Genomic DNA, 21,076 nt, shown 5'->3' with positions numbered 1-21,076 from the left:
CACAGCCATCAGTTGAGACTGACCCGCAACGCCGCCGACACAGCCAGCGGCGTCAGTGTCAAAGCCCCCACCAGCATGGCGGCCAGAATGGCAAGCTGCCCGCCATAGGGCAAGCTCATCCCCGCGGCATCGATGGCTGAGGTGGCAAAAATCAGTACCGGAATATAGAGCGGCAGGATCAGCAGACTAAGCAGCACCCCGCCTTTGCGCAATCCCACCGTCAACGCGACCCCGACCGCGCCGAGCAGGCTCAATACAGGAGTGCCCAGTGCCAGCGTCGCGACGACGGCTAGATAGGTGTTCATATCCAGCGACAGCAAAATCGCCAGCAAGGGAGAGATAAGCAGCAGCGGCAAGCCGGTCAGCAGCCAGTGAGCAACCACTTTCGCCAGCGCCAGCAAGCCCAGCGGGTGCGGCATCAGCATCATCTGCTCCAGCGCGCCATCGGCAAAGTCGTCGCGAAACAGTCGCTCCAGCGACAGCATGGCCGCCAATAGCGCCGCCACCCAGATAATCCCCGGGGCAATACGGGCCAGCAGTTTGGGCTCCGGGCCAATCCCTAACGGAAACAGGGTGATGACGATGAGGAAAAACCAGAGCGGATTGAGAATATCGGAACGCTGGCGCAGAGCCATCAGCAGTTCACGGTGAATAAGGTGCATAACAGCGCGCAACATGGCGTTACTCCTGCAATGTCGATGCGAAGGGGGTCAACGAGATAGTCTTCAGCCGTCCCTGCATCAGGGTCAGATCCTGATGGGTGGTGAGGATCACCATGCCGCCCCGCTCGGCGTGGGCCAGAAAGAGCTGTTCGAGCACCTTTACCCCTTGCTTGTCGATGGCGGTAAAGGGTTCATCGAGGATCCAGAGTGCCGGTTTCTGTGACAGCCAGAGTCTGGCCAGAGCCACCCGGCGTTGCTGGCCGGCAGAGAGTTGCCCGGTCGGGTTCTCTTCAAACCCGGCCAGCCCTACCCGGGCCAATATCTGCCACAAGTCAGTCTCTGTTTGCTGCGGGTGATGTAACTGCTGGTAGAACTTCAGGTTTTCAAAAGGGGTCAGCGCCGCTTTGACACCGGGCTGATGGCCGAGATAGAGCAGATTGGCATGATACTCATCACGACAGTGACGAATATTCTCCCCATTCCAGCACACCTCACCGGCAAACGGCTGCGACAGCCCGGTCAACAACCGCAACAGGCTTGTCTTGCCGACCCCGTTGGGCCCTTCAATTTGCACCAGATCGCCGGGCGCAACAGAGAAAGAGAGGTGTTCAAACAGAGTGCGATCTTCGCGCACGCAGCTCAGATTGTTAACTTGAAGCAGCATGGGGATTTTTTCAGAGAAAATGAAGCGGTCTGCATCTTAACACAGTATTGGAATACGTCTTTTCAAAGATGCAACAATTGAACTGACTGGCGACCGGGATCACAAAGAAAATATGGTAGAAACCGCCTGCTCAACGCAGCTGGGGGACAAGCGGCTGCACGCCATAAAATTCAGGAAGGCAATTGCCTTCCTGAATCATCAAGAGCGACCTTTTCGCAACGATATCAAGAGCTCGGCCTCTGCCTTTGGCAACTCGCACTCACTCATGACTTCATCAAGATCGGCGCCCAGTTCGACCATCTTGGCCGCTCGGCTGTAAAGCCTGCGTTCGGGATCCTGCATGGTCAGTTCTTGCTGGCGCTCATTGACCTGCTGCATCGCCCCTTCCACCGACTGCAGACGCTGCCCCATGCCAATGGCGCCGGTATGGAGTTCCATCATCTGCTTGCGCAAGCTTTCCAACTGACCTTGCAGGGTTGCCACACTGTCCTCGGACTCCTGCTTGCTGCGCTTGCTCTTGAACCAGATATAAGAGGCAAACGCCAAGGCAATCAGGGACACCCCCAAGGCAACCATCTCGATTATCAAAACATCACCTTACTTATCAGAGGGAACCGATATCTTCCCACTCTTCATCGGAGAGCAGCTTGTTCAAGTCAACTAGGATCAGCAGTTGCCCATCGCGGTTGCTCACCCCCTGAATAAACTTGGCGCTCTCTTCAGTGCCGACCGCAGGTGCCGCATCGATTTCGGAAGAACGCAGATAAACCACTTCTGCCACGCTGTCGACCATGATGCCGATCACCTGCTTCTCGGCCTCAATGATCACAATCCGGGAGTTTTCACTCACATCACCGGAAGGCAGACCGAAACGGGAACGGGTATCGATGACAGTCACCACATTGCCACGCAGGTTGATGATCCCCAGTACGTACTCAGGCGCACCCGGCACCGGTGCAATTTCGGTGTAGCGCAACACCTCCTGAACCTGCATCACATTGATGCCGTAGGTTTCGTTTTCCAGTTGGAAGGTTACCCATTGCAGCACTTCATCTTCGGCCAGATTCTGTGCAATATTGCGCTTTTCTGTCATGTTTTTATTCCTTTTATGAAAACGTCTACTGCTAAAACTAGCAATAAAACAGCTCGATTGCAGAAGTTATCAGCGACCTTCTATGTTAACCCCACGCTCCAGCAACAGGAGCAGTTCGCGGACGTGTAACAGGGCACACATTTTTTCTTTGACCATGCCAGCCAACCAGGGGCGCTTGCCCTCCTGATGGCGCCATTTCACCTGGTCACGGTGTAACAATTCAGTCCCTTTGAGATGATGGCAGGCTAATCCCCACGGCGATTCACCAAGCATAATCAGATACTTGTAATCATCCATCTCGAGATGCTGACCCGGCATGACCCACTGGGCAGTATCGACCACATTCATCTTCTGCTCGCGGGAGGTCATGATCCCCTTGTACCAGCCAGGCTGGCCAAACAGGGAGGTGATCTCGCCCAACTGATGAATACCACCCAGCTCGGTCAACGGCACCGCAAACGTCACACCCGCGACTTCAAAGAAAAGGGCCTGAAACTCTTTGCCGGTATCGATATTTTCCCAGGCAACAGATTCACTGGCCTCTACCGGAGCAACCTCCAGCGCCGTCTCGGTCAGGATAGTAGTATGGGGCTCCGCAATCTCGGGAAGCAGCACCTCCGCAGGCCATTCAGGCTCTACCGGCAGCAGTGATTCCTCTGCCACAATCTCCAGCGGTGCGGTGAGAGTCGCTTCCTGGGTGAAGGCATCATTTTCGAACTGGACTTGTCCCACCTGAGCTAATAGCTCACCAAGTTGGGCAAGCCGTGGATCGCTTTCGAGGTAAGGTGCGGCGACTACCTCGGGGACACTTTGGAGCTGACGTTGCAACTGTAAAACAGGGGCGGATTGAGCCTCTTCCACCTCATCCAGCATCAGTGGCTCATCGAGCAGCAGGGAGTGGAAATAGTCATCCATCGCCCGAACTTGAATGGTATCTCTCATGCCGTCACCTCATGAACCCGTTGCCGCTCAAGGGCATCAAGATGGTTGAGCAGCGTTTCATATGCATAGGTTCCACGACTCCCGGGAGAATAGATAGACGGGGGGATATGCAGCAAGCTGGCATCCCGAAACTTGGTATCAATAGGGATCACCGCATTCCACACTGAATCTCCATATTGATCCTTAATCGACTTCAAGGTCATCAGAGAGGCACGGGTGCGCTTGTCGAACATGGTCGGGATCACGGTATAACGGAACTTGTCACGCTTGGAACGCTGCATGATCTCGAATGTTTTCATCATCCGCTCCAACCCCTTGAGGGCCAGAAATTCGGTCTGGACAGGCACCAGAATGCGATCGCAGGCAGCCAGCGCGTTGACCATCATCACCCCTAGTACTGGGGGACAATCGATCAGCACATAATCATATTGCTCCTGAATGCGCAGCAGTGCCCGCTTCAGTACCAGTCCCATCCCCTCACGATTGCCCATCACCCGATCAAGGGTCGCCAAGGTAATAGATGCTGGCAGTAAGTTGATATTTTCAAACTTGGTCTTGAGCGTCAGTTTATTGACAAGCTCGGCTGTCGGTTTGACAGCTTGAAACAACTCATAGAGGGTTCCATCCAGGCGATCTGAATCAAAATCAAGATATGCAGTCAGCGAAGCATGGGGGTCGGTATCAATCAACAGCACCCGCTGGCCACGCTGGGCCAGGATCCCCGCAAGCGAGACCACTGTGGTGGTTTTACCCACACCACCTTTCTGGTTGGCAACCGTCCAAACAATCACTGTATCAATCCTGCCTTGTTGTTATGCGTATGCCACCACCGGGCAAGGTGATCACCTTTATCTCTCCTGCATCCACCGCCTGTTGTACAGCAGGAACCGGTTCAGCAACTACCGTAGGCGTTGCAACCACAGGTGCTGGCGGCACCCAGGCAAACTTGGAGATAGCGACCACAACCTTGCGATTCTGCAGTCTGCCCTGCTCGCTGCCGTTGTCAGCAAAGGGGGAAAACTCGCCATATGCCTCGAACGCCAGACGCTGGGGGGCGATCCCATCTGCAATCAAACCATTGAGTACCGCTTCGGCCCGAGCAGCAGAAAGCGCCCAGTTAGAACGATAAATTTCATTATTTATCTGTTGGTTATCGGTATAACCCCGAACCCTTACATAGTTATCGACCGGTTTGAGAATACTTGAAAGAGTATTAATGACCGGTGCAGCGTTTGGTCCCAAAAAGGCACTACCGCTGCCAAACAACAACCCGGAACTGAGTTCAACCGTCAGCCAGTTCTCATCTTGCGTCAGTTTGACGATACCGGCATCCACCAGCGAGCCCATGCTCTGTTGCAACTGCTTATCGAGTTTTGCAAGTGTCGCGCCATCTTGCAGCACTGGCACACCAGAAATAGGAGCAAGTGAAGGAGAGGGGGATGCTGGGCTTTCCAGCAACGATGGAGAGGCAGATACCGGGTTATCCAGCAGGGAATTACCCTGCCCTTCAAGCAAGCCATTGCCGCCAGACTGCATGACACTGAACGCCTGGCTCATACCATCAATCACCGCGCGATACTTGTCCTTGTTCACCAGCGCAACAGAGTAAAGCACCACAAACAAAGCAAAAATCAGCGTCATATAATCGGCATAGGAGACCAGCCAGCGGTCAAGATGCTCGCGACCCTGCAAGTGCAACCGATAGCGCTTGCGCATGGCTACTCTCCTTTCAAATAGGCCCTGAGCCGGCGTTCAACCTGCAAGCCGTTTTCACCATGGGCGATAGCCAGCAGCCCTTCCAGGGTCATCTCCTGAAAGAGTGCATAGTGATAGTGAAATGCGCGTAGCCGGTTGGCGATAGGCAGGTAGATGAGGTTGGCAAACCCCACTCCATAGATGGTTGCCACAAATGCCACTGCGATACCCGCCCCCAGCGCTGACGGGTCTTCGAGATGAAACATGGCCTGGATCAGGCCCAGCACGGCACCGATGATCCCGATGGTCGGACTGTACCCCCCCATGGCTTCAAATACCCTGGCGGCATGTTCATTGCGCTCCTGCTCGATATCGATGTCCGCTTCCAGCAGCATACGGATATCCTCTGTGGAGACCCCATCGACAATCATACCAAGCCCTTGGCGGGTAAAGTTGTCTTCCTCCTGCTCGGCCTGATTTTCAAGGGCAAGCAGCCCTTGCTGGCGCGCAAAGACTGCCCATGACTGCAACCGTTCGGCCTGCGTCGCAAGATCTTGGTGGGGAGGGGTAAAAATCCATAACAGCTGGCGCAACGCCAGCAAGATGTACTTGGCTGGGGTCTGCAACGTGACGGCACCAACGGTACCACCCAGTACGATCAAAAAAGCGGGGCCGTCCACCAGCGTCAACAGGGAGCCGCCATGCCACAGTTGGGCAATGGCAATAGCCCCCAATGCCAGGAGCAGACCGAGCAAGCCCATGATTAGCGCCCCAACTCAACCAGAATACGCTGGGCCACCTTGTCCAGAGGGAGTGATTCGCTGGCAATTCCCGCTTTGGCTACTGCTTGGGGCATCCCATATACCACGCAGGAAGCCTCATCCTGAGCCCAGATGGTTGATCCCTGTTCTTTCAGCAGTCTGGCGCCATCACGGCCATCAGCCCCCATACCGGTCAGCACAATCGCCAATACCTTGTCGGCATAGGTTTTGGCCGCAGAGGCAAAGGTGATGTCCACACAAGGCTTGTAATTTACCTTGTCGTTGCCATCCACGATGCGAATGCGGGCCCCTGCACCACGACCTTCCAGCAGCATCTGTTTGCCACCTGGAGCAAGATAGGCATGCCCTGGTTTAAGCACATCGCCATCTTCCGCTTCCTTGACGCCAATCTGACATAACCCGTTGAGACGAGCAGCAAACGCGGCAGTAAAAGTGGCTGGCATATGCTGGATAAGCAGGATGGGATGGGGAAAATCCCCCGGCAACTTGGTCAGCACATTTTGCAAAGCAACAGGTCCGCCGGTAGAAGTACCGATCGCCACCAACTGATAACTCTTGCCACTGCGCTTGAATGAAGCACTTGGCACAGTGCGTTGCAGGTCAGGCTGACGATCAGGAGTTCTGGGCGCTATGCTGCCCAGAGGAGCACGAGCAACCGGTTCAGGTGCTTTGGGACGAGCAGTGGATGTCATCAGGAAGCGCTTGCGGGAGATCTCCTTCACCCGTTGTTGCAACAGTCTGACCGCTTCATCTTTGTCTCTGGCAATGTCCTCAAACTTCTTGGGCAAGAAGTCGAGTGCACCGGCGTCCAGCGCATCAAGCGTAGCCTTGGCCCCTTCATGGGTCAGGGAGGAGAACATCAGAATGGGGGTTGGGCACTTGGCCATGATCTCCCGCACCGCACTGATGCCATCCATCACGGGCATCTCTATGTCCATGGTGATCACATCAGGGCGCAGCGACATAGCCTTGTCCACCGCCTCACGTCCATTCTGGGCCGTATCAATCACCGTCAGCATGGGATCCTGATTGATGATCTCGCTCACCCGACGGCGAAAGAAGCTCGAATCGTCGACAACTAATACCTTGACTGCCATTGTTGTTTTTCTAACTCCTTGGGCCTGAGCTATTAATGTCTACGCGCATATGCTTTGAGCAGACTCGGCACATCCAAAATAAGAGCAATTCCGCCATCACTGGTAATCGTCGCCCCGGCCATGCCAGGCGTACCTTGCAGCAGGTTATCGAGTGGCTTGATCACCACCTCTTCCTGACCAATCAAGCTGTCTACCACAAACCCGATTTGCTGAGTGCCAATCTGCACGATCACCACATGTCCGGTATCCTGACGTGAACGCTTGTTGGCGCCACGAATCAACCACTTGTGCAGATAGAAGAGCGGTATCGCCTTCTCGCGCACAATGATGGTGAGCTGGCCATCAACCATGTTGGCCTTTTTCAGATCCAGATGGAAAATCTCGTTCACACAACCAAGGGGAAGTGCGAAGGTCTGCTCACCCACTTCCACCATCAGAGTTGGCAGAATGGCCAGCGTCAACGGAACCTTGATTTCGAGACGGGTACCTTTCCCCCAGGTGGAATCGATGTGCACCGATCCATTGAGGCTGACAATGCTGGTTTTAACCACATCCATTCCGACACCACGGCCAGAGATATCAGAGATCTCGGCCTTGGTTGAAAAGCCCGGAGCAAAGATCAGGTTATAGGCATCGTTGTCGCTCATGCGAGCGGCAGTATCTGCATCCAGAACACCGCGACTGATTGCGATGGACTTGAGTTTCTCAGGATCCATCCCTGCCCCATCATCCTCGATGCAAAGCAGAATATGGTCACCTTGCTGGGAGGCGCTAAGGGTGATCGTCCCTTGCCGCGGCTTGCCCGCTTTCTCCCTCACATCCGGCATTTCGACCCCATGATCGCAGGAATTGCGAACGAGGTGAACCAGAGGATCGGCGAGCGCCTCCACCAGGTTTTTATCCAGATCTGTCTCTTCCCCCACCATCACCAGCTCAATCTCTTTCTTGAGGGTTCTGGCCAGATCACGTACCACGCGCGGGAAACGACCAAATACCTTCTTGATTGGCTGCATGCGGGTTTTCATCACCGCACCTTGCAGGTCAGCCGTTACCACATCCAGATTGGCAACCGCCTTTGACATCTCTTCATCATTGCTGGCAATACCCAGGCTCACCAGCCGATTACGAACCAGTACCAACTCGCCTACCATGTTCATGATGACATCGAGAGTCTTGGTATCCACCCGCACCGTCGTATCGCTTTGCACGGCACTGTTTTCTACTGGCGCAGGCGCCGCCTTGGCGGCAGGCGCTGGTGCTTTGGCTGCTTCGGCAGGTTTTGCGGGAGCAGCCGGTGCAGGTTTGGCTACAGGAGTGGCCGGTTTGGGCGGAGTCACCGCAGCAGGTGCGGCAGGTGCGGCAGGTGCGGCAGGTGCGGCAGGTGCGGCAGGTGCGGCAGGTGCCATAGTACTCTGAGGCCCTTGACCACGACCATGCAATTCATCAAGCAGGCGTTCAAACTCATCATCATCGATAAGCTCGTCCACCTCTTTTTGCACGGACTTCAGAGGATTCACCTCTGGCGCCCCCATGTGCTGTCCCTGACCATGAAGCTGGTCCAGCAAGGCCTCAAACTCATCATCGGTGATATCGCCAGAGCCACCTGCTATCGGGGCTGCTGCAGCCGTCTTGGTCGGAGCCCCACCCACGCCGTGGAGCTCGTCCAGCAGACGTTCAAATTCGTCTGCAGAAATTTCATCAATCGATCCGCCGCCATTGACAGGAGCAGGCTCGCTGCTGATGGCTGCGGGTTCAACAACTTCTGGATCAACTTCTTCAACAACTACCGGTGCTGCAGGTTCAGATTCTACAGCCGTAGCCGCACTGGTCGCAGTGCGCAGTTGTTCTTCCCCTTCTGGCTTGCACAACTCATGGAGGTCATGAAGCAAATCATCTGACGCAGGGCTGGGTGCTTCGCGATTTTGAACCTGGGCGAACATGACATTGATGGCATCCAGCGCTTGCAGGATCACATCCATCAGCTCCGCAGTAACGGTTCGCTTGCCATTACGCAAGATATCGAACACGTTTTCCGCACCGTGGCATACATCAACCAGTTCACCGAGCGACAGAAAACCTGCCCCCCCTTTCACGGTATGGAAACCGCGAAAGATGGCATTCAACAGGTTCTTGTCATCGGGCCGCTTTTCCAAGTCGACCAGTTGTTCAGACAACTGTTCCAATATTTCGGATGCTTCGACCAGAAAGTCTTGCAGTATGTCTTCATCAACTTCGAAGGCCATGCGTCACTCCATTAGAATCCCAAGCTAGACAGCAGATCGTCCACATCATCCTGACCATTGACCACATCGGCACGAGCCTCGGGGTTCATGATAGGGCCCTCTGCTTCAATCCCGTTGACAGGAATACTACGAGTTGAATGCTCAGCAGAAGCCTCACCAAACATGGTCAGCATTTCTATTAATTTTGTTTCAACTTCCTGAACAAGCTTGATGACCTTGCGGATCATCTGACCTGTCAAATCCTGAAAATCTTGTGCCATCAGGATTTCTGTCAGCAGTTGCCGTAATTTATCGGCATCAGACTCTGAAGCCTTAATAAAATCATCAAGTTGGTGACATAAGGATTTGAACTGCCCCACGCTCATGTCACGAGACATCAGGGCATTCCAGTTCGGCATCACCAGCTGGATATTGTCATTCAGGCGATCCGCTATCGGCAAACTGGCTTCCACCGCATCCATTGTGCGATTGGCCGCTTTGTCGGTCATATCGATAACGTAGCTCAAGCGCTCCCGAGCATCGGGAATATCATGAGTAGCCAAATCTGGAATACGGGGATCAAGGCGAAATTCTTGAAGTGAATCATGCAGTTGTCGGGTCAGCTGACCTACTTTTTCAAACAGATCTGCTGCGTTGGGGGCACATACTTCGGCAAGCAGTTCATCGGCCAGCTCAAATTCGCCTTGCTCCAGATGAGCAACAAGCATCCTTGCCTGGTCGAGCGAAATCATTGCTCTCGTTTTGGCCATCATCCCTGCAGCTCCTTAGCCAATTCGTTCGAAAATTTTGTCGAGTTTTTCTTTGAGCGTTGCTGCGGTGAAGGGCTTGACGATGTAACCGTTGACGCCAGCTTGGGCGGCTTCAATGATCTGCTCACGTTTGGCTTCAGCGGTTACCATCAGTACCGGCAGATGCTTGAGCTTCTCATCGACACGGATGGCTTTAAGCAGGTCAATACCTTGCATGCCAGGCATGTTCCAGTCGGTAACTACAAACTGAAAATCACCATTTTTCAGCATCGGCAGCGCTGTATTGCCGTCATCCGCCTCATGGGTATTGTTGAATCCCAAGTCGCGCAGCAAGTTCTTGATAATCCGGCGCATCGTTGAAAAATCGTCAACAATGAGGATTTTCATGTTCTTGTCCAAAATTCCCTCCTAAATAGCCACCAGAGTGGCTCACTTACATGATGCTAAAAACGGGTTGTGTCGTGCGGATTATGCCTTAGAGTTTCATCTCAGTGTAGCCAGTACAAACACTTATAGATGCCAATCTCTCAAACGAGCACGCAATCTGTGCATTGCCTGACTGTGGATCTGGCTCACACGCGACTCGCTGACATTCAAAACCTCGCCAATTTCACGCAAATTCAGCTCTTCATCGTAGTAAAGAGAGAGAACCAAAGCTTCTCTCTCTGGTAGACGACCAATTTGCTCAGATAATTGAATCTGAAATCGCTCGGCAGCCAATTCATCGAATCCCGAGCCTGAAGGAGCATCATCGGGGTTACCGATCACATCCTCGCTGACCCCCAGATCTTCGATGCCGATAATTTTGCCGCAGGAGACGTCTTGCAGCATCGCATGGTAATCAGCGATGGAGACCCCCATCTCGGCAGCAACCTCGGTATCTCGCGCGTCACGCCCGTGAGTCTGCTCGACATTCTCGATCGCCTCTGCAATAGCCCGACTGTTGCGATGCACAGAGCGGGGTACCCAGTCACCACGCCGGATCTCATCCAGCATGGCGCCTCGGATGCGGATCCCGGCATATGTCTCGAAGCTGGCCCCCTTGCTACCGTCAAAGTTGCGGGAGGCTTCAAGCAGCCCAATCATACCTGCCTGGATCAGGTCATCCAGCAAGACACTGCTGGGCAGGCGAGCCAACAAATGCTGGGCAATTCGCTTGACCAGGGGAGCATGACGCTCCACCAGCACATAGGAATCCTGATGACGCAAGTACGCTTGGGCTTTATTCACGGGAACCTTCCTGTGTTGTGGCCGGTTTCTGCAACAAATTTTCCAGGAAAAACTCCAGATGGCCGCCCGGCTGGTTAGGAACCGGCCAGCTCGCAGCCTTGTTGGCAAGGGCCCGGAACGCCAGTGCGGCCGGCGACTTGGGAAACGCCTCGACAATCAGCTTCTGCTTGCGCACGGCGGCACGCAGATTGGTGTCATAAGGTACACAGGCAACCAGTTCCAGCGAGGTGTCGAGGAAACGATCCGTGACCCGGGTCAGTTTGGCAAAGAGCTCCTGCCCTTCGCGCAGACTGCGCACCATATTGGCCACCACCTTGAAACGAAACACGCCGTGATCCTTGGAGAGGATCTTGATGAGGGCGTAGGCATCGGTGATGGAGGTCGGCTCATCACAGACCACCACCATGATGTCCTGAGCGGCACGGGTGAAGCTCAGCACCATGTCGGAGATCCCCGCGGCCGTATCCACCAGCAGGATGTCGACCTGGGTCTTCATCTCGCTGAAGGCACGGATAAGCTCGGCATGCTGCACCGGAGAAAGCTCGACCATGGACTGGGTGCCTGAGGTCGCAGGCACGATCATCATGCCGTAGGGACCTTCGACGATGATATCGTCGATGGTGCATTCACCGGCCAGGACATGAGAGAGGTTGCGATGAACCCGCAGCCCCAGCATGACGTCGACGTTGGCCAGACCCAGGTCGGCATCCAGCACCATCACCCGCTTGCCTTGGGCGGCCATGGCTCCGGCCACGTTCAGGGTCACGTTGGTCTTGCCCACGCCACCTTTACCACCGGAAACGGCGATTACTTTTACTCGATTGTTTTGACGCATTTTGCGCAGACCACTCGCCTGATCCATATACATGTTACTCATAAAACTCCGAATCTTCGGCCTCGCCAAAGCCTGCGCCCCAGAAATAGGGCTCCTCTGTTTCTCGCTCCAGCGAGCCCATGGCAGCCCCGACGAGCTGCGCCGCATTGGCAACCTGAATATCTTCCGGAACCCTTTGTCCGTCAGTGATATAGCTGATGGGCAATGAATTCTGGATACACACGTTAATCACTTCGCCCAGATTCAGACTTTCATCCAATTTGGTAAGTATGCAGCCGCTTAATGGAATACGCCGGAAATGGTCAACCGCCTCCTGCATCACCCGACGCTGGGAAGTTGCCGACATCACCAGATAACTGCGGATCCGCACCTTGGCATTCTTGACCAGGGTATCGAGCTGCTCGGTCAGCCGGATATCCCGCTGGCCAACCCCGGCCGTATCGATAAGTACCAACCGACGATGGCGGAACTGATAAAGGGCATTGGCCAGCTCTTCTGCATCACGCACCTGCCGCACCGGGCAACCCATGATGCGGCCATAGGTCTGCAGCTGTTCATGGGCACCAATCCGGTAGTTGTCGGTGGTGATCAGCGCCACCTGCTCAGCGCCATACTTCATGGCGAAACGGGCAGCCAGCTTGGCGATGGTGGTGGTTTTTCCCACCCCGGTCGGACCAAGCAGCGCCACCGCGCCGCCCTGACGCATGATCTCGTCCTCGCTGATCTTGAGCTGGGCCGTCAGCACCTCGGCCAACTGGGCCATCGCCTGATGGATGGACATATCTTCGGGGATCAGTCCCGCCAGTTGATCGGCAAACGCATCATCAAAGCCGAGTTTCTTGAGCTCCTTGATCAGCAGGGCCCGCATCGGTTCGCGGCGTTCCACCTCTTGCCACATCAGCCCGGAGATCTGGTGCTCCAGCAATTTGCGGATGCTGGCCATTTCCTTGCGCATCCCCTCCATCTCCTGATCCCGCTGGGCAGGTTGAGGAGCACGCTGGCCGGACGCAACCCGGGCCTTGGGCTTGACAGGTTCCGGAGTGGCGCCCCACTGCCCCTGCTCGGCCAATGTTCTGGGCGCTGCATTGGCAGCGGCCAGCCCGGCCGATTGGGTATTGCCCATTGGCGCCCCATTGCCCGGCTTGAGCTTCTGCTGGCGCGCCAGCAAGGCGGCCAGGGTATCGGCATAATGTTCGTTCTGCTCCTTCGCCAGCGACGGCTCGGGGCGGATCATCTGCCGTGCAGCAGACGAAATATTGACGCTCTCATCGTTCAGCTGACGGCGAACCGGCGCATCTTTGGGCCCCGGGACCTGGGATTGATAATCGACTGCGGCGACTATCTCTACCCCTCCGGTGACCTTCTTGTTGGACATGATGACGGCGTCAGGCCCGAGAGTCTCCTTGACCTCGGCCAGAGCCGTTCGCATATCCTTGGCAAAAAACCGCTTAATCTTCACCCGTCGTCTCCGCTAACTAGTTCTGCCCTACCGCACTGACGATGCGGATCTGCTTGTCGTCGGGCACTTCCTGATAAGACAGAACGCGCAATCCAGGAATGGCATTCTTGACAAATTTCGCCAGGGTATTGCGCAAGATCCCCGATGTCAGAAGCACGGCCGGTTGGCCTTCCAATTCTTGTCGTTGAGTGGCTTCCACCAGCGAACGCTGCATCCGCTCAGCCAGACCCGGTTCAATACCGGCACCATCACCGCCACCAGCCTGCAGGGATTGATGCAATATACGTTCCAATTCCGGCGCCAAGGTAATCACCGGCAGCTCGGGATCGGGGCCTGCAATCTCTTGCACAATCAGGCGACGCAGGGCAATCCGGCAAGCGGCCGTGAGCACTTCCGGATCCGGACTGCGCGGCGCGTATTCAACCAGGGTCTGCAGGATAGTGCGCATATCGCGGATTGGCACGCCTTCATTGAGCAAATTCTGCAATACCTTCACAAGGTTACCCATGCTGATCACTTCCGGCACCAACCCTTCGACCAGCTTGCTCTGATGTTTACCAATCATGTCGAGCAGTTGTTGTACCTCGTCATGGCCCAGCAGCAGAGCCGCATGGTTGGTCAGGATCTGGCTCAGATGGGTAGCCACCACGGTCGCGGTATCCACCACCGTATACCCCAGCGTCTGTGCCTGAGAGACCATCTCCTTGGCAACCCAGACCGCTTCCAGTCCGAAGGCGGGATCCCGGGTCGCTATCCCCTGGATCTGGCCGAACACCTGCCCCGGATTGATGGCCATCTCCTTATCATGGTAGACATTGGCCTCGCCGGTACTGACCCCCATCAAGGTGATGCGGTATTGGTTTGGCGCCAGATCCAGGTTGTCTCGAATGTGGACGGCCGGGACCAGAAAGCCCAGCTCTTGCGAGAGCTTCTTGCGCACCCCTTTGATCCGGTTGAGCAGTTCGCCACCCTGATTGCGATCCACCAGCGGGATCAGCTGATAACCCACTTCCAGCCCGATGATGTCCACCGGCATCACATCGTCCCAGCTCAGCTCTTTCTGCTCATGGGGTTGTTCGGCAGTGGCAGGCAGCAGCTCGCCCTTGGCCGCTTTGGCGGCCGCCAGTTTCTCGCGGCGCAGCAACCACCAGGCTCCAGCGGCCGAGAGAGCCCCCAGACTCAGGAAGGCGAAATGCGGCATCCCCGGCACCAGTCCCATCATCAGCAGAATCCCGGCAGAGATGATCAGCGCCTTGGGATTGTCAAACAGCTGACCCAGCACCGCGGTTCCCATGTCTTGATCGGTATTCTGACGGGTCACTATGATAGCGGCGGCGATGGAGAGCAGCAGGGAGGGGATCTGCGCCACCAGACCGTCACCGATGGCCAACAGGGTATAGATCTCGGCCGATTCGCTGAAGGTCAGCTGGTGCTGCATCATCCCGATGATGAAGCCGCCGATGATGTTGATAAAGAGGATCATGATGCCCGCAATGGCATCCCCTTTGACAAACTTGGAGGCACCATCCATGGAGCCGTAGAAGTCAGCTTCCTGGGTCACATCCTGGCGACGCTTCTTCGCCTCTTCCTGATTGATGAGACCGGCGTTCAAATCGGCATCGATGGCCATCTGTTTGCCCGGCATCGCATCAAGGGTAAAACGGGCACTCACTTCCGCGATCCGCCCGGCACCCTTGGTAATGACCACAAAGTTGATGATCATCAGGATGGTGAAAACGATGATGCCGACCGCATAGTTGCCGCCGATCACCACGTTACCGAACGCCTCGATCACATGACCGGCCGCCGCACTGCCATTATGACCTTCCAGCAACACCACCCGGGTCGAGGCGACGTTCAACGCCAACCGCAGCAAGGTAGCGAGCAGCAGTACGGTCGGGAAGGCAGCAAATTCGAGGGGGCGGCGGGTATAGACGGATACCAGCAGCACCACGATGGAGAGCGCAATGTTGAAGGAGAAGAGCACATCCAGCATCAGCGGCGGGATGGGCAACACCACCATGCCGAGCGCGGCCAATACCAGCAGAGGGGTGCCAAGGCCTTTGCCCAATACTCCCCGGTACTCTTTGAACTGGCCCAATACTGCCTTGAATTCCATCGCGCTTCTCAATTTCAACCTGCTGGTGCCAGATTAAAGCAAACATCAAGCCAACAATACAAGACATTGAAATGCAATGGATTTATTTTGACTACGTCAGAACTTTGTCATTTTCGATATTCGGTCGGAATGGGCAGATCTTTAGCCAGCGGTTGGGGACGGCGCCCCTGACCACGACGGAATTTCTTGAGCTGGAAGACATAGGCGAGCACCTGGGCAACCGCCGCAAACAGCCCTTCCGGGATCTCGTGGCCCAGCTCGGTTGAGTGGTAAATAGCCCGGGTCAAAGCCGGTGACGGCATGATGGGGATCTCGTACTCTCTGGCGATCTCCCTGATCTTCATTGCAATTTCATCAGTGCCCTTGGCCACGACCTTGGGCGCGGCACCGGGTTTGCCCGCATCATACTTGAGCGCTACCGAGTAGTGGGTCGGGTTGGTGATCACCACGTCGGCCTTGGGTACATCCCCCATCATCCGGCGCATCGCCATCTGCATCTGCAACTGGCGGATCTTGCCCTTTACCTCGGGCTTGCCTTCGCTGTCCTTGAACTCGTCCTTGACCTCCTGCTTGGTCATCTTGAGCTGACGCATGTGGTTCCACTGCTGGAACGGCACGTCGATGGCAACGATGGGAAGCAGGGCGCAGCAGAGGATGATCAACATCCAGAGAAACAGCTCCAACGCATCGATAATACCGCCGGGAAATCCCTCCATGGAGAGGTTGAGCAGGTGATTGAACTGGCTGGATAACATCCACCAGGCAAACAGGGTGATGAACACCACCTTGGCGATGGACTTGACCAGCTCGATCAGCGACTGCACCCCGAACATCCGCTTGAGGCCACTGAGCGGACTCAACTTGCTCATCTTGGGCATCATGGCTTCGGTGGAGAAGTTCATCCCCCCCATCAGGGTGTTGCCAATAAAAGCGGCAATCGCCACCAGCGCAAACAAGAGTCCCAGCGGAAGCACCAGTTCCCCCAGCAGCGCCGGCACCATGGCGATCATGGCATTGGGATCGAAGGCCTGCTCCCTGTCCAGGGTAAAGCCCATGGTGACAACCTTGACCATGGCAGTCGCCAGCGAGCCCTTGAGCATCAACAGGCCAAAGACCGCCGAGAGCAGAACGCTGGCGGTCCCCAGCTCTTTTGAACGTGCAATCTGCCCTTTTTCACGGGCCTGTTGCAGTCGTTTGCCCGTGGGTTGTTCGGTACGTTCCTGGTCGGTATCAGCCATGAGCGCCCCCGAAACACTGGGTGTTGATCAGCTCGCAGCTGACCTCCTGCACCTGCTCCCACATGATGTCGAAGTGACCGAGGAACCCGCCGATAGTGAGCCAGAGAATGAGCAGACCCGACATCATGCTGACCGCAAAACCGATACTGAAAATGTTGAGCTGCGGCGCAGCCCGGGTCATGACACCAAAGGCGAAGTTGATCAGCAGCAGGGCGACGATGGCTGAGAGCGACATCACCAAAGCAGCCTGATACATCACACCCAGAAACGCACTCAGGGTTTTCATGGATGAAACCGAGAGGCCATGCTCGGAGACAGGCAGTGTCTCGAAACTAAGAATGACCAGCCGCAGCATCACCAGATGACCATCCAGCGCCAGAAACACCAGGGTCGCCAGCATCAGATAAAACTGACCGACCACGGGGGCCGACTGGCCATTCATCGGGTCCACCAGGGTGGCAAAACCCAGACTGGTCTGCATGGCGATGACCTGACCGGCCATCACGAAGCTCTCCATCAGAAACTGGGTCATCAGGCCGAGGGCAATACCGATCAGCAGTTGCTGGCCCAATACCAGAAAACTGCCGGCAGAGAAGAGCTCGATAGGGGGCATTTTCGGAAGCAGCGGGGCAATCAGAAAGGTGATAGCAAGCGCCAGCCCCATCCGTACCCGCGCAGGAGCGAGGCGGCTGCCGAACACCGCCATCACCATCAGCAGGCTGCTCACCCGCGCCAGCGGCCAGAGGATCGAAGACAACCACTCCATGATCAGAGCGGTTGTGTAGGTCATCCCACCACCTCGGGGATTTGATTGACCATCAGTATGAAGAAGTCCATCAGACTCTGCATTCCCCAGTGAGCACCAATTCCCAAGGCTAGCAGGGTCACGATAAGACGGGGCAGAAAGCTCAGGGTCTGTTCGTTGATGGAGGTGGCCGCCTGAAAAATGGCTACCACCAGCCCGATAGCGAGGCTGGGCAGGATCACGGCACACACCATGATGGTCACCAGCCAGAGCGCCTCGCGAAAGACGTCGACAAAGGTTTCAGGACTCATGTTCGGGCTCCTTGCGCTCGACCGGCTAACCGGCACCCAGTCCGAAACTGTTGGCCAGTGACCCCAGAATGAGGTTCCAGCCATCCACCATCACGAACAGCATCAGCTTGAAAGGCAGCGAGACAATCATCGGCGAGAGCATCATCATCCCCATCGCCATCAGGATACTGGCGACCACCAGATCGATGACCAGGAACGGCAGGAACAGCATAAAACCAATCTGGAAAGCGGTTTTCAGCTCGCTGGTGACAAACGCCGGGATCAGCACCCGTAGCGGCACATCGGCAGGTTTCTCCACCTGCACGTTGGCGATCTCCATAAAGGTATTGAGATCCTTGATCCGGGTCTGGGCCAGCATGAACTGGTGGATGGGCAACTCGGCCCGCTCCAGCGCCTCCTTTGCCTGAATGGTCTCGGCCAGATAGGGCTGCAACGCCTCATCATTGATGCGATCCAGCACCGGTGACATGATGAAGAAGGACATGAACAGGGCTATGCCGATCAACACCTGGTTGGAAGGACTCTGTTGCAGACCGATCGCCTGGCGCAAGATACCCAACACCACAATGATGCGGGTAAACGAGGTCATCATGATCACCATGGCCGGCAAGAAGGAGAGCGCGGTCATCAGCGCCAGCACTTGCAGGGTCAGGCTGTACTCCTGAGAGCCATCCCCCATGGTCTTGACGGTCACCGCCGACATGGCGTCCTGTGCCAGTGCAGGCCAGGAGCAAAACAGTGGTATCAGCAGGCTGACCAGCAGCCCCGTTTTCAGCCATAAGCCGTTAGCTTTTTTCATGCTTGCCCATCAATTTGCCAAGCTGCTGGGAAAACGCCTGCGGCTGGTTTTCATCCAGCGGCTCCTCCAGCCGGTAGAGAAAGTTGACCTGCTGCGGTGTTACGCCGACCAGCAGTTGCTGTTCGCCCACCTTGACCACCAGCAGCTTCTCTTTGTAACCCACCGGCAACGAGGCGATGACCCGCATCTGGCCGCCCCCCATGGCGGTTGCCAGCTTGCTCTTCTTGAGCAGAAAGCCCAGCACCAGAATGAGACCAATCACCATCAGACTGGAGAGCAACCAGGAGCTCAGACTAGGCACGTTGGCAGATGCCGCTGTCTCGGCAAAGGCCGGAACAGGCAGCAATAACAACAGGAGGCGCATCATTTGAGCTTCTTGATCCGTTCAATCTGGCTGATGACGTCGGTCAGGCGAATACCAAACTTGTCGTTCACCACCACCACCTCGCCGTGAGCGATCAGGGTACCGTTGACCAATACATCCAGCGGCTCGCCTGCAACACGATCCAGCTCCACCACCGAGCCCTGGTTCAGCTGCAACAGGTTGCGGATGCTGATCTGGCTGCGGCCCACCTCCATGGCGATAGTGACCGGAATATCGAGAATGGTGTCGAGCTTGCGACGCTCCTCGGCACTGATGGGGGCATCATCTTTCAACTCTTCCAGCGGGGCTGGCTTGGCTTCCGCCGTCACCTGCTCCTCCAGAGCCGCAGCCCAGGCATCAGCCATCAGATCCTCTTCCTCAGTTCCGCTCATCTTGTTTCCTTATGCTACTTCGTGACCGTTTACCGTAATAAACCGTCAATTATCGCTGTTGATCTTCGATACTGCGCTCGAGCTCTTCCAGCTCGGCCTCGCCATCAATTCGTACCCCGCCCCGGGTCACCAGATGCATCTCCGTCTTGACCCCTTCCGGACGTTTGAGCTTGTCGGTGATCTTGAGCGCCACATTATCCTTGGTGCGGCCCATCTTGGCGTGGAAAGTGGGCAAGTCCTCGACAAAAACCAGCAGATTTTCCGGCATATCGACCGGAATGATATCGCCGGGTCGCAGCTCCATCAGTTCACGCAGGGTGAGTTCTGTCTCCAGCAGCTTGGCTCGCAGCTCCACCTTGACGTCCATGATCTCGTCACGCAGCGCCTTGCTCCAACGTACGTCGGTATCCCCCTTGTCACTCTGCACACCGGCATCCAGCAGCTCGCGGATCGGCTCCAGCATGGAGTAGGGCATCGCCACGTGGAAGTCGCCGCCGCCACCATCGAGCTCGATGTGGAACGAGCTGACCACGATCACCTCGGTCGGGCTGACGATGTTGGCCATCGCAGGGTTCACTTCGGAGTCGAGATACTCGAACCCCACGTCCATCACCGGCGCCCAGGCATCCTTGTAATCCTCAAACACCAGTTTGAGCAGCATCTGGATAATGCGCCGTTCGGTCGGCGTGAACTCGCGCCCTTCAATCTTGGCGTGATAACGACCATCGCCACCGAAGAAGTTCTCCACCAGAATGAAGACCAGTCGGGCCTCCATGGTGATGAGCGCCGTCCCCTTGAGCGGGCGGAAGCGCACCATGTTGAGACTGGTCGGCACAAACAGGGTATGAACATACTCGCCAAACTTGAGCATCTGCACGCCGTTGATGGAGACCTCGGCGGTACGACGCATCATGTTGAACAGACTGATCCGCATATGGCGGGCGAAACGCTCATTCACCAGCTCCAGCGTCGGCATGCGACCACGGACGATGCGGTCCTGGGAGGAGAAGTCAAACTGGGCTACGCCGGGGTCTCCAGCGCCGCCTATCTCTTCCTCTTCGACATCATCGACACCGTGCAAGAGGGCATCAATTTCGTCCTGACTTAACAGATCGCTCACGCTTCACCTACTGCATTACAAAGCCGGTAAACAGCACTTGTTCGATAACGGGGGAAGAGACCAGGTCCTTGAGCACCCGACGGCACTCTTCCAGTGAATCCTTGCGCAGCTTCTCCTTGCCTTCAAAGGTCATCAGCTGTTCGGCACTGGCTGCGCTGAATACCCGTAGCAAGGTGCCTTCAATCAGGGGGATATTCTGTTTGGCCAGCGTCTCGTCGGCGGTACCGCGCACCATCAGCTGGATCTTGATCTGCACCAGTCGATCTCGCTGGGCACCTGCGACGTTGAAGACAAAGGGGCGCGGCATACCGACATAGAGGGAAGGTTTAGGCGCTTCCTCCTTGGGTGCGGCCTCGGCACCTTCCGCCGCTTCAGCAGGCGGTTTATCGGAGCCGGAGAGCATCAGGAAGGCGCCAGCACCACCACCGCCCAGCAAAATTACCGCCAGGGCAATGATAATGATCAGCTTCTTTTTCTTGCCCGCAGCCGGGTCTTTTAGCGTCAACTCGTTATCGTCAGCCATCCCTTGTCCACCCT

Annotated in this window: 24 protein-coding genes; all 24 read right to left on the bottom strand. The window is 56.0% G+C overall.

Annotated features, from left to right (window positions below; translation table 11 throughout):
• Nucleotides 1–8: 8 nt before the first annotated feature.
• On the bottom strand, nucleotides 9–677 hold the full coding sequence (ccmB, locus tag AB5Y84_RS19235; protein ID WP_005353658.1) for a heme exporter protein CcmB: 669 nt from the start codon (nucleotides 675–677) through the stop codon (nucleotides 9–11).
• A gap of 4 nt (nucleotides 678–681) precedes the next feature.
• Nucleotides 682–1,326: a cytochrome c biogenesis heme-transporting ATPase CcmA gene (gene ccmA, locus AB5Y84_RS19230; RefSeq protein ID WP_005353659.1), complete on the bottom strand. Its 645-nt coding sequence runs from the start codon at nucleotides 1,324–1,326 to the stop codon at nucleotides 682–684.
• Nucleotides 1,327–1,524: 198 nt separating this feature from the next.
• Nucleotides 1,525–1,902: a DUF2802 domain-containing protein gene (locus AB5Y84_RS19225; protein ID WP_043821339.1), complete on the bottom strand. Its 378-nt coding sequence runs from the start codon at nucleotides 1,900–1,902 to the stop codon at nucleotides 1,525–1,527.
• A gap of 28 nt (nucleotides 1,903–1,930) precedes the next feature.
• The gene (locus tag AB5Y84_RS19220; RefSeq protein ID WP_005298836.1) at nucleotides 1,931–2,419 is read right to left on the bottom strand and encodes a chemotaxis protein CheW; all 489 of its coding nucleotides are present in this window, start codon (nucleotides 2,417–2,419) and stop codon (nucleotides 1,931–1,933) included.
• A gap of 69 nt (nucleotides 2,420–2,488) precedes the next feature.
• The gene (locus AB5Y84_RS19215) at nucleotides 2,489–3,361 is read right to left on the bottom strand and encodes a chemotaxis protein CheW (RefSeq protein WP_236396794.1); all 873 of its coding nucleotides are present in this window, start codon (nucleotides 3,359–3,361) and stop codon (nucleotides 2,489–2,491) included.
• On the bottom strand, nucleotides 3,358–4,152 hold the full coding sequence (locus AB5Y84_RS19210) for a ParA family protein (RefSeq protein WP_005353663.1): 795 nt from the start codon (nucleotides 4,150–4,152) through the stop codon (nucleotides 3,358–3,360). Before AB5Y84_RS19210 ends, AB5Y84_RS19215 begins: the two co-directional genes overlap by 4 nt.
• Nucleotides 4,153–4,156: 4 nt before the next feature.
• Nucleotides 4,157–5,077 (bottom strand): flagellar motor protein MotB, encoded by a 921-nt coding sequence (locus AB5Y84_RS19205; RefSeq protein WP_257725178.1) that lies wholly within the window; start codon nucleotides 5,075–5,077, stop codon nucleotides 4,157–4,159.
• Between the two features lie 2 nt (nucleotides 5,078–5,079).
• Nucleotides 5,080–5,817, bottom strand: a complete 738-nt coding sequence (locus tag AB5Y84_RS19200) for a flagellar motor protein (RefSeq protein ID WP_005334700.1) — start codon at nucleotides 5,815–5,817, stop codon at nucleotides 5,080–5,082.
• Nucleotides 5,818–5,819: 2 nt separating this feature from the next.
• Nucleotides 5,820–6,935 (bottom strand): chemotaxis response regulator protein-glutamate methylesterase, encoded by a 1,116-nt coding sequence (locus tag AB5Y84_RS19195; RefSeq protein ID WP_019444725.1) that lies wholly within the window; start codon nucleotides 6,933–6,935, stop codon nucleotides 5,820–5,822.
• Nucleotides 6,936–6,967: 32 nt separating this feature from the next.
• Nucleotides 6,968–9,178, bottom strand: a complete 2,211-nt coding sequence (locus AB5Y84_RS19190) for a chemotaxis protein CheA (RefSeq protein WP_368177572.1) — start codon at nucleotides 9,176–9,178, stop codon at nucleotides 6,968–6,970.
• Nucleotides 9,179–9,189: 11 nt separating this feature from the next.
• The gene (locus AB5Y84_RS19185) at nucleotides 9,190–9,930 is read right to left on the bottom strand and encodes a protein phosphatase CheZ (RefSeq protein ID WP_005353668.1); all 741 of its coding nucleotides are present in this window, start codon (nucleotides 9,928–9,930) and stop codon (nucleotides 9,190–9,192) included.
• 12 nt (nucleotides 9,931–9,942) lie between these two features.
• A complete protein-coding gene (gene cheY / locus AB5Y84_RS19180; RefSeq protein ID WP_013723552.1) occupies nucleotides 9,943–10,326 on the bottom strand; it encodes a chemotaxis response regulator CheY in 384 nt (127 codons plus the stop codon).
• A 111-nt stretch (nucleotides 10,327–10,437) separates the two neighbouring features.
• Complete coding sequence (locus AB5Y84_RS19175) at nucleotides 10,438–11,157, bottom strand: RNA polymerase sigma factor FliA (protein ID WP_019444723.1); 720 nt, start codon at nucleotides 11,155–11,157, stop codon at nucleotides 10,438–10,440.
• A complete protein-coding gene (locus AB5Y84_RS19170; protein ID WP_013723550.1) occupies nucleotides 11,150–12,025 on the bottom strand; it encodes a MinD/ParA family protein in 876 nt (291 codons plus the stop codon). The genes AB5Y84_RS19175 and AB5Y84_RS19170 overlap by 8 nt, the downstream gene beginning before the upstream one ends.
• A 1-nt stretch (nucleotide 12,026) precedes the next feature.
• A complete protein-coding gene (gene flhF / locus AB5Y84_RS19165; RefSeq protein ID WP_257725180.1) occupies nucleotides 12,027–13,451 on the bottom strand; it encodes a flagellar biosynthesis protein FlhF in 1,425 nt (474 codons plus the stop codon).
• 16 nt (nucleotides 13,452–13,467) lie between these two features.
• Entirely contained in the window at nucleotides 13,468–15,570 is a 2,103-nt protein-coding gene (flhA, locus tag AB5Y84_RS19160; protein WP_202002075.1) for a flagellar biosynthesis protein FlhA, read from the bottom strand.
• Nucleotides 15,571–15,677: 107 nt separating this feature from the next.
• On the bottom strand, nucleotides 15,678–16,808 hold the full coding sequence (flhB, locus tag AB5Y84_RS19155) for a flagellar biosynthesis protein FlhB (protein ID WP_019444721.1): 1,131 nt from the start codon (nucleotides 16,806–16,808) through the stop codon (nucleotides 15,678–15,680).
• Nucleotides 16,801–17,598 carry a flagellar biosynthetic protein FliR gene (gene fliR / locus AB5Y84_RS19150; protein WP_257725181.1) on the bottom strand — a complete coding sequence of 266 codons (798 nt, stop codon included), beginning with the start codon at nucleotides 17,596–17,598 and terminating at the stop codon, nucleotides 16,801–16,803. The genes flhB and fliR overlap by 8 nt, the downstream gene beginning before the upstream one ends.
• Nucleotides 17,595–17,864 (bottom strand): flagellar biosynthesis protein FliQ, encoded by a 270-nt coding sequence (gene fliQ, locus AB5Y84_RS19145; protein WP_042082491.1) that lies wholly within the window; start codon nucleotides 17,862–17,864, stop codon nucleotides 17,595–17,597. Before fliQ ends, fliR begins: the two co-directional genes overlap by 4 nt.
• 25 nt (nucleotides 17,865–17,889) lie before the next feature.
• Nucleotides 17,890–18,663, bottom strand: a complete 774-nt coding sequence (gene fliP / locus AB5Y84_RS19140) for a flagellar type III secretion system pore protein FliP (RefSeq protein ID WP_005334729.1) — start codon at nucleotides 18,661–18,663, stop codon at nucleotides 17,890–17,892.
• Entirely contained in the window at nucleotides 18,650–19,030 is a 381-nt protein-coding gene (fliO, locus tag AB5Y84_RS19135) for a flagellar biosynthetic protein FliO (protein ID WP_005362049.1), read from the bottom strand. Before fliO ends, fliP begins: the two co-directional genes overlap by 14 nt.
• Nucleotides 19,027–19,419: a flagellar motor switch protein FliN gene (fliN, locus tag AB5Y84_RS19130; protein WP_005298791.1), complete on the bottom strand. Its 393-nt coding sequence runs from the start codon at nucleotides 19,417–19,419 to the stop codon at nucleotides 19,027–19,029. Before fliN ends, fliO begins: the two co-directional genes overlap by 4 nt.
• Nucleotides 19,420–19,468: 49 nt before the next feature.
• Nucleotides 19,469–20,539 carry a flagellar motor switch protein FliM gene (gene fliM, locus AB5Y84_RS19125; RefSeq protein WP_005334736.1) on the bottom strand — a complete coding sequence of 357 codons (1,071 nt, stop codon included), beginning with the start codon at nucleotides 20,537–20,539 and terminating at the stop codon, nucleotides 19,469–19,471.
• A 7-nt stretch (nucleotides 20,540–20,546) separates the two neighbouring features.
• Entirely contained in the window at nucleotides 20,547–21,062 is a 516-nt protein-coding gene (fliL, locus tag AB5Y84_RS19120; RefSeq protein ID WP_005334744.1) for a flagellar basal body-associated protein FliL, read from the bottom strand.
• Between the last annotated feature and the right edge of the window lie 14 nt (nucleotides 21,063–21,076).

It is taken from the genome of Aeromonas sp. s11, from assembly GCF_040907945.1.
Classification (GTDB): Bacteria; Pseudomonadota; Gammaproteobacteria; order Enterobacterales; family Aeromonadaceae; genus Aeromonas; species Aeromonas veronii.
Note: the sequence above shows the minus strand (reverse complement) of the source record. Positions and strands in the feature narration are given on the sequence as shown.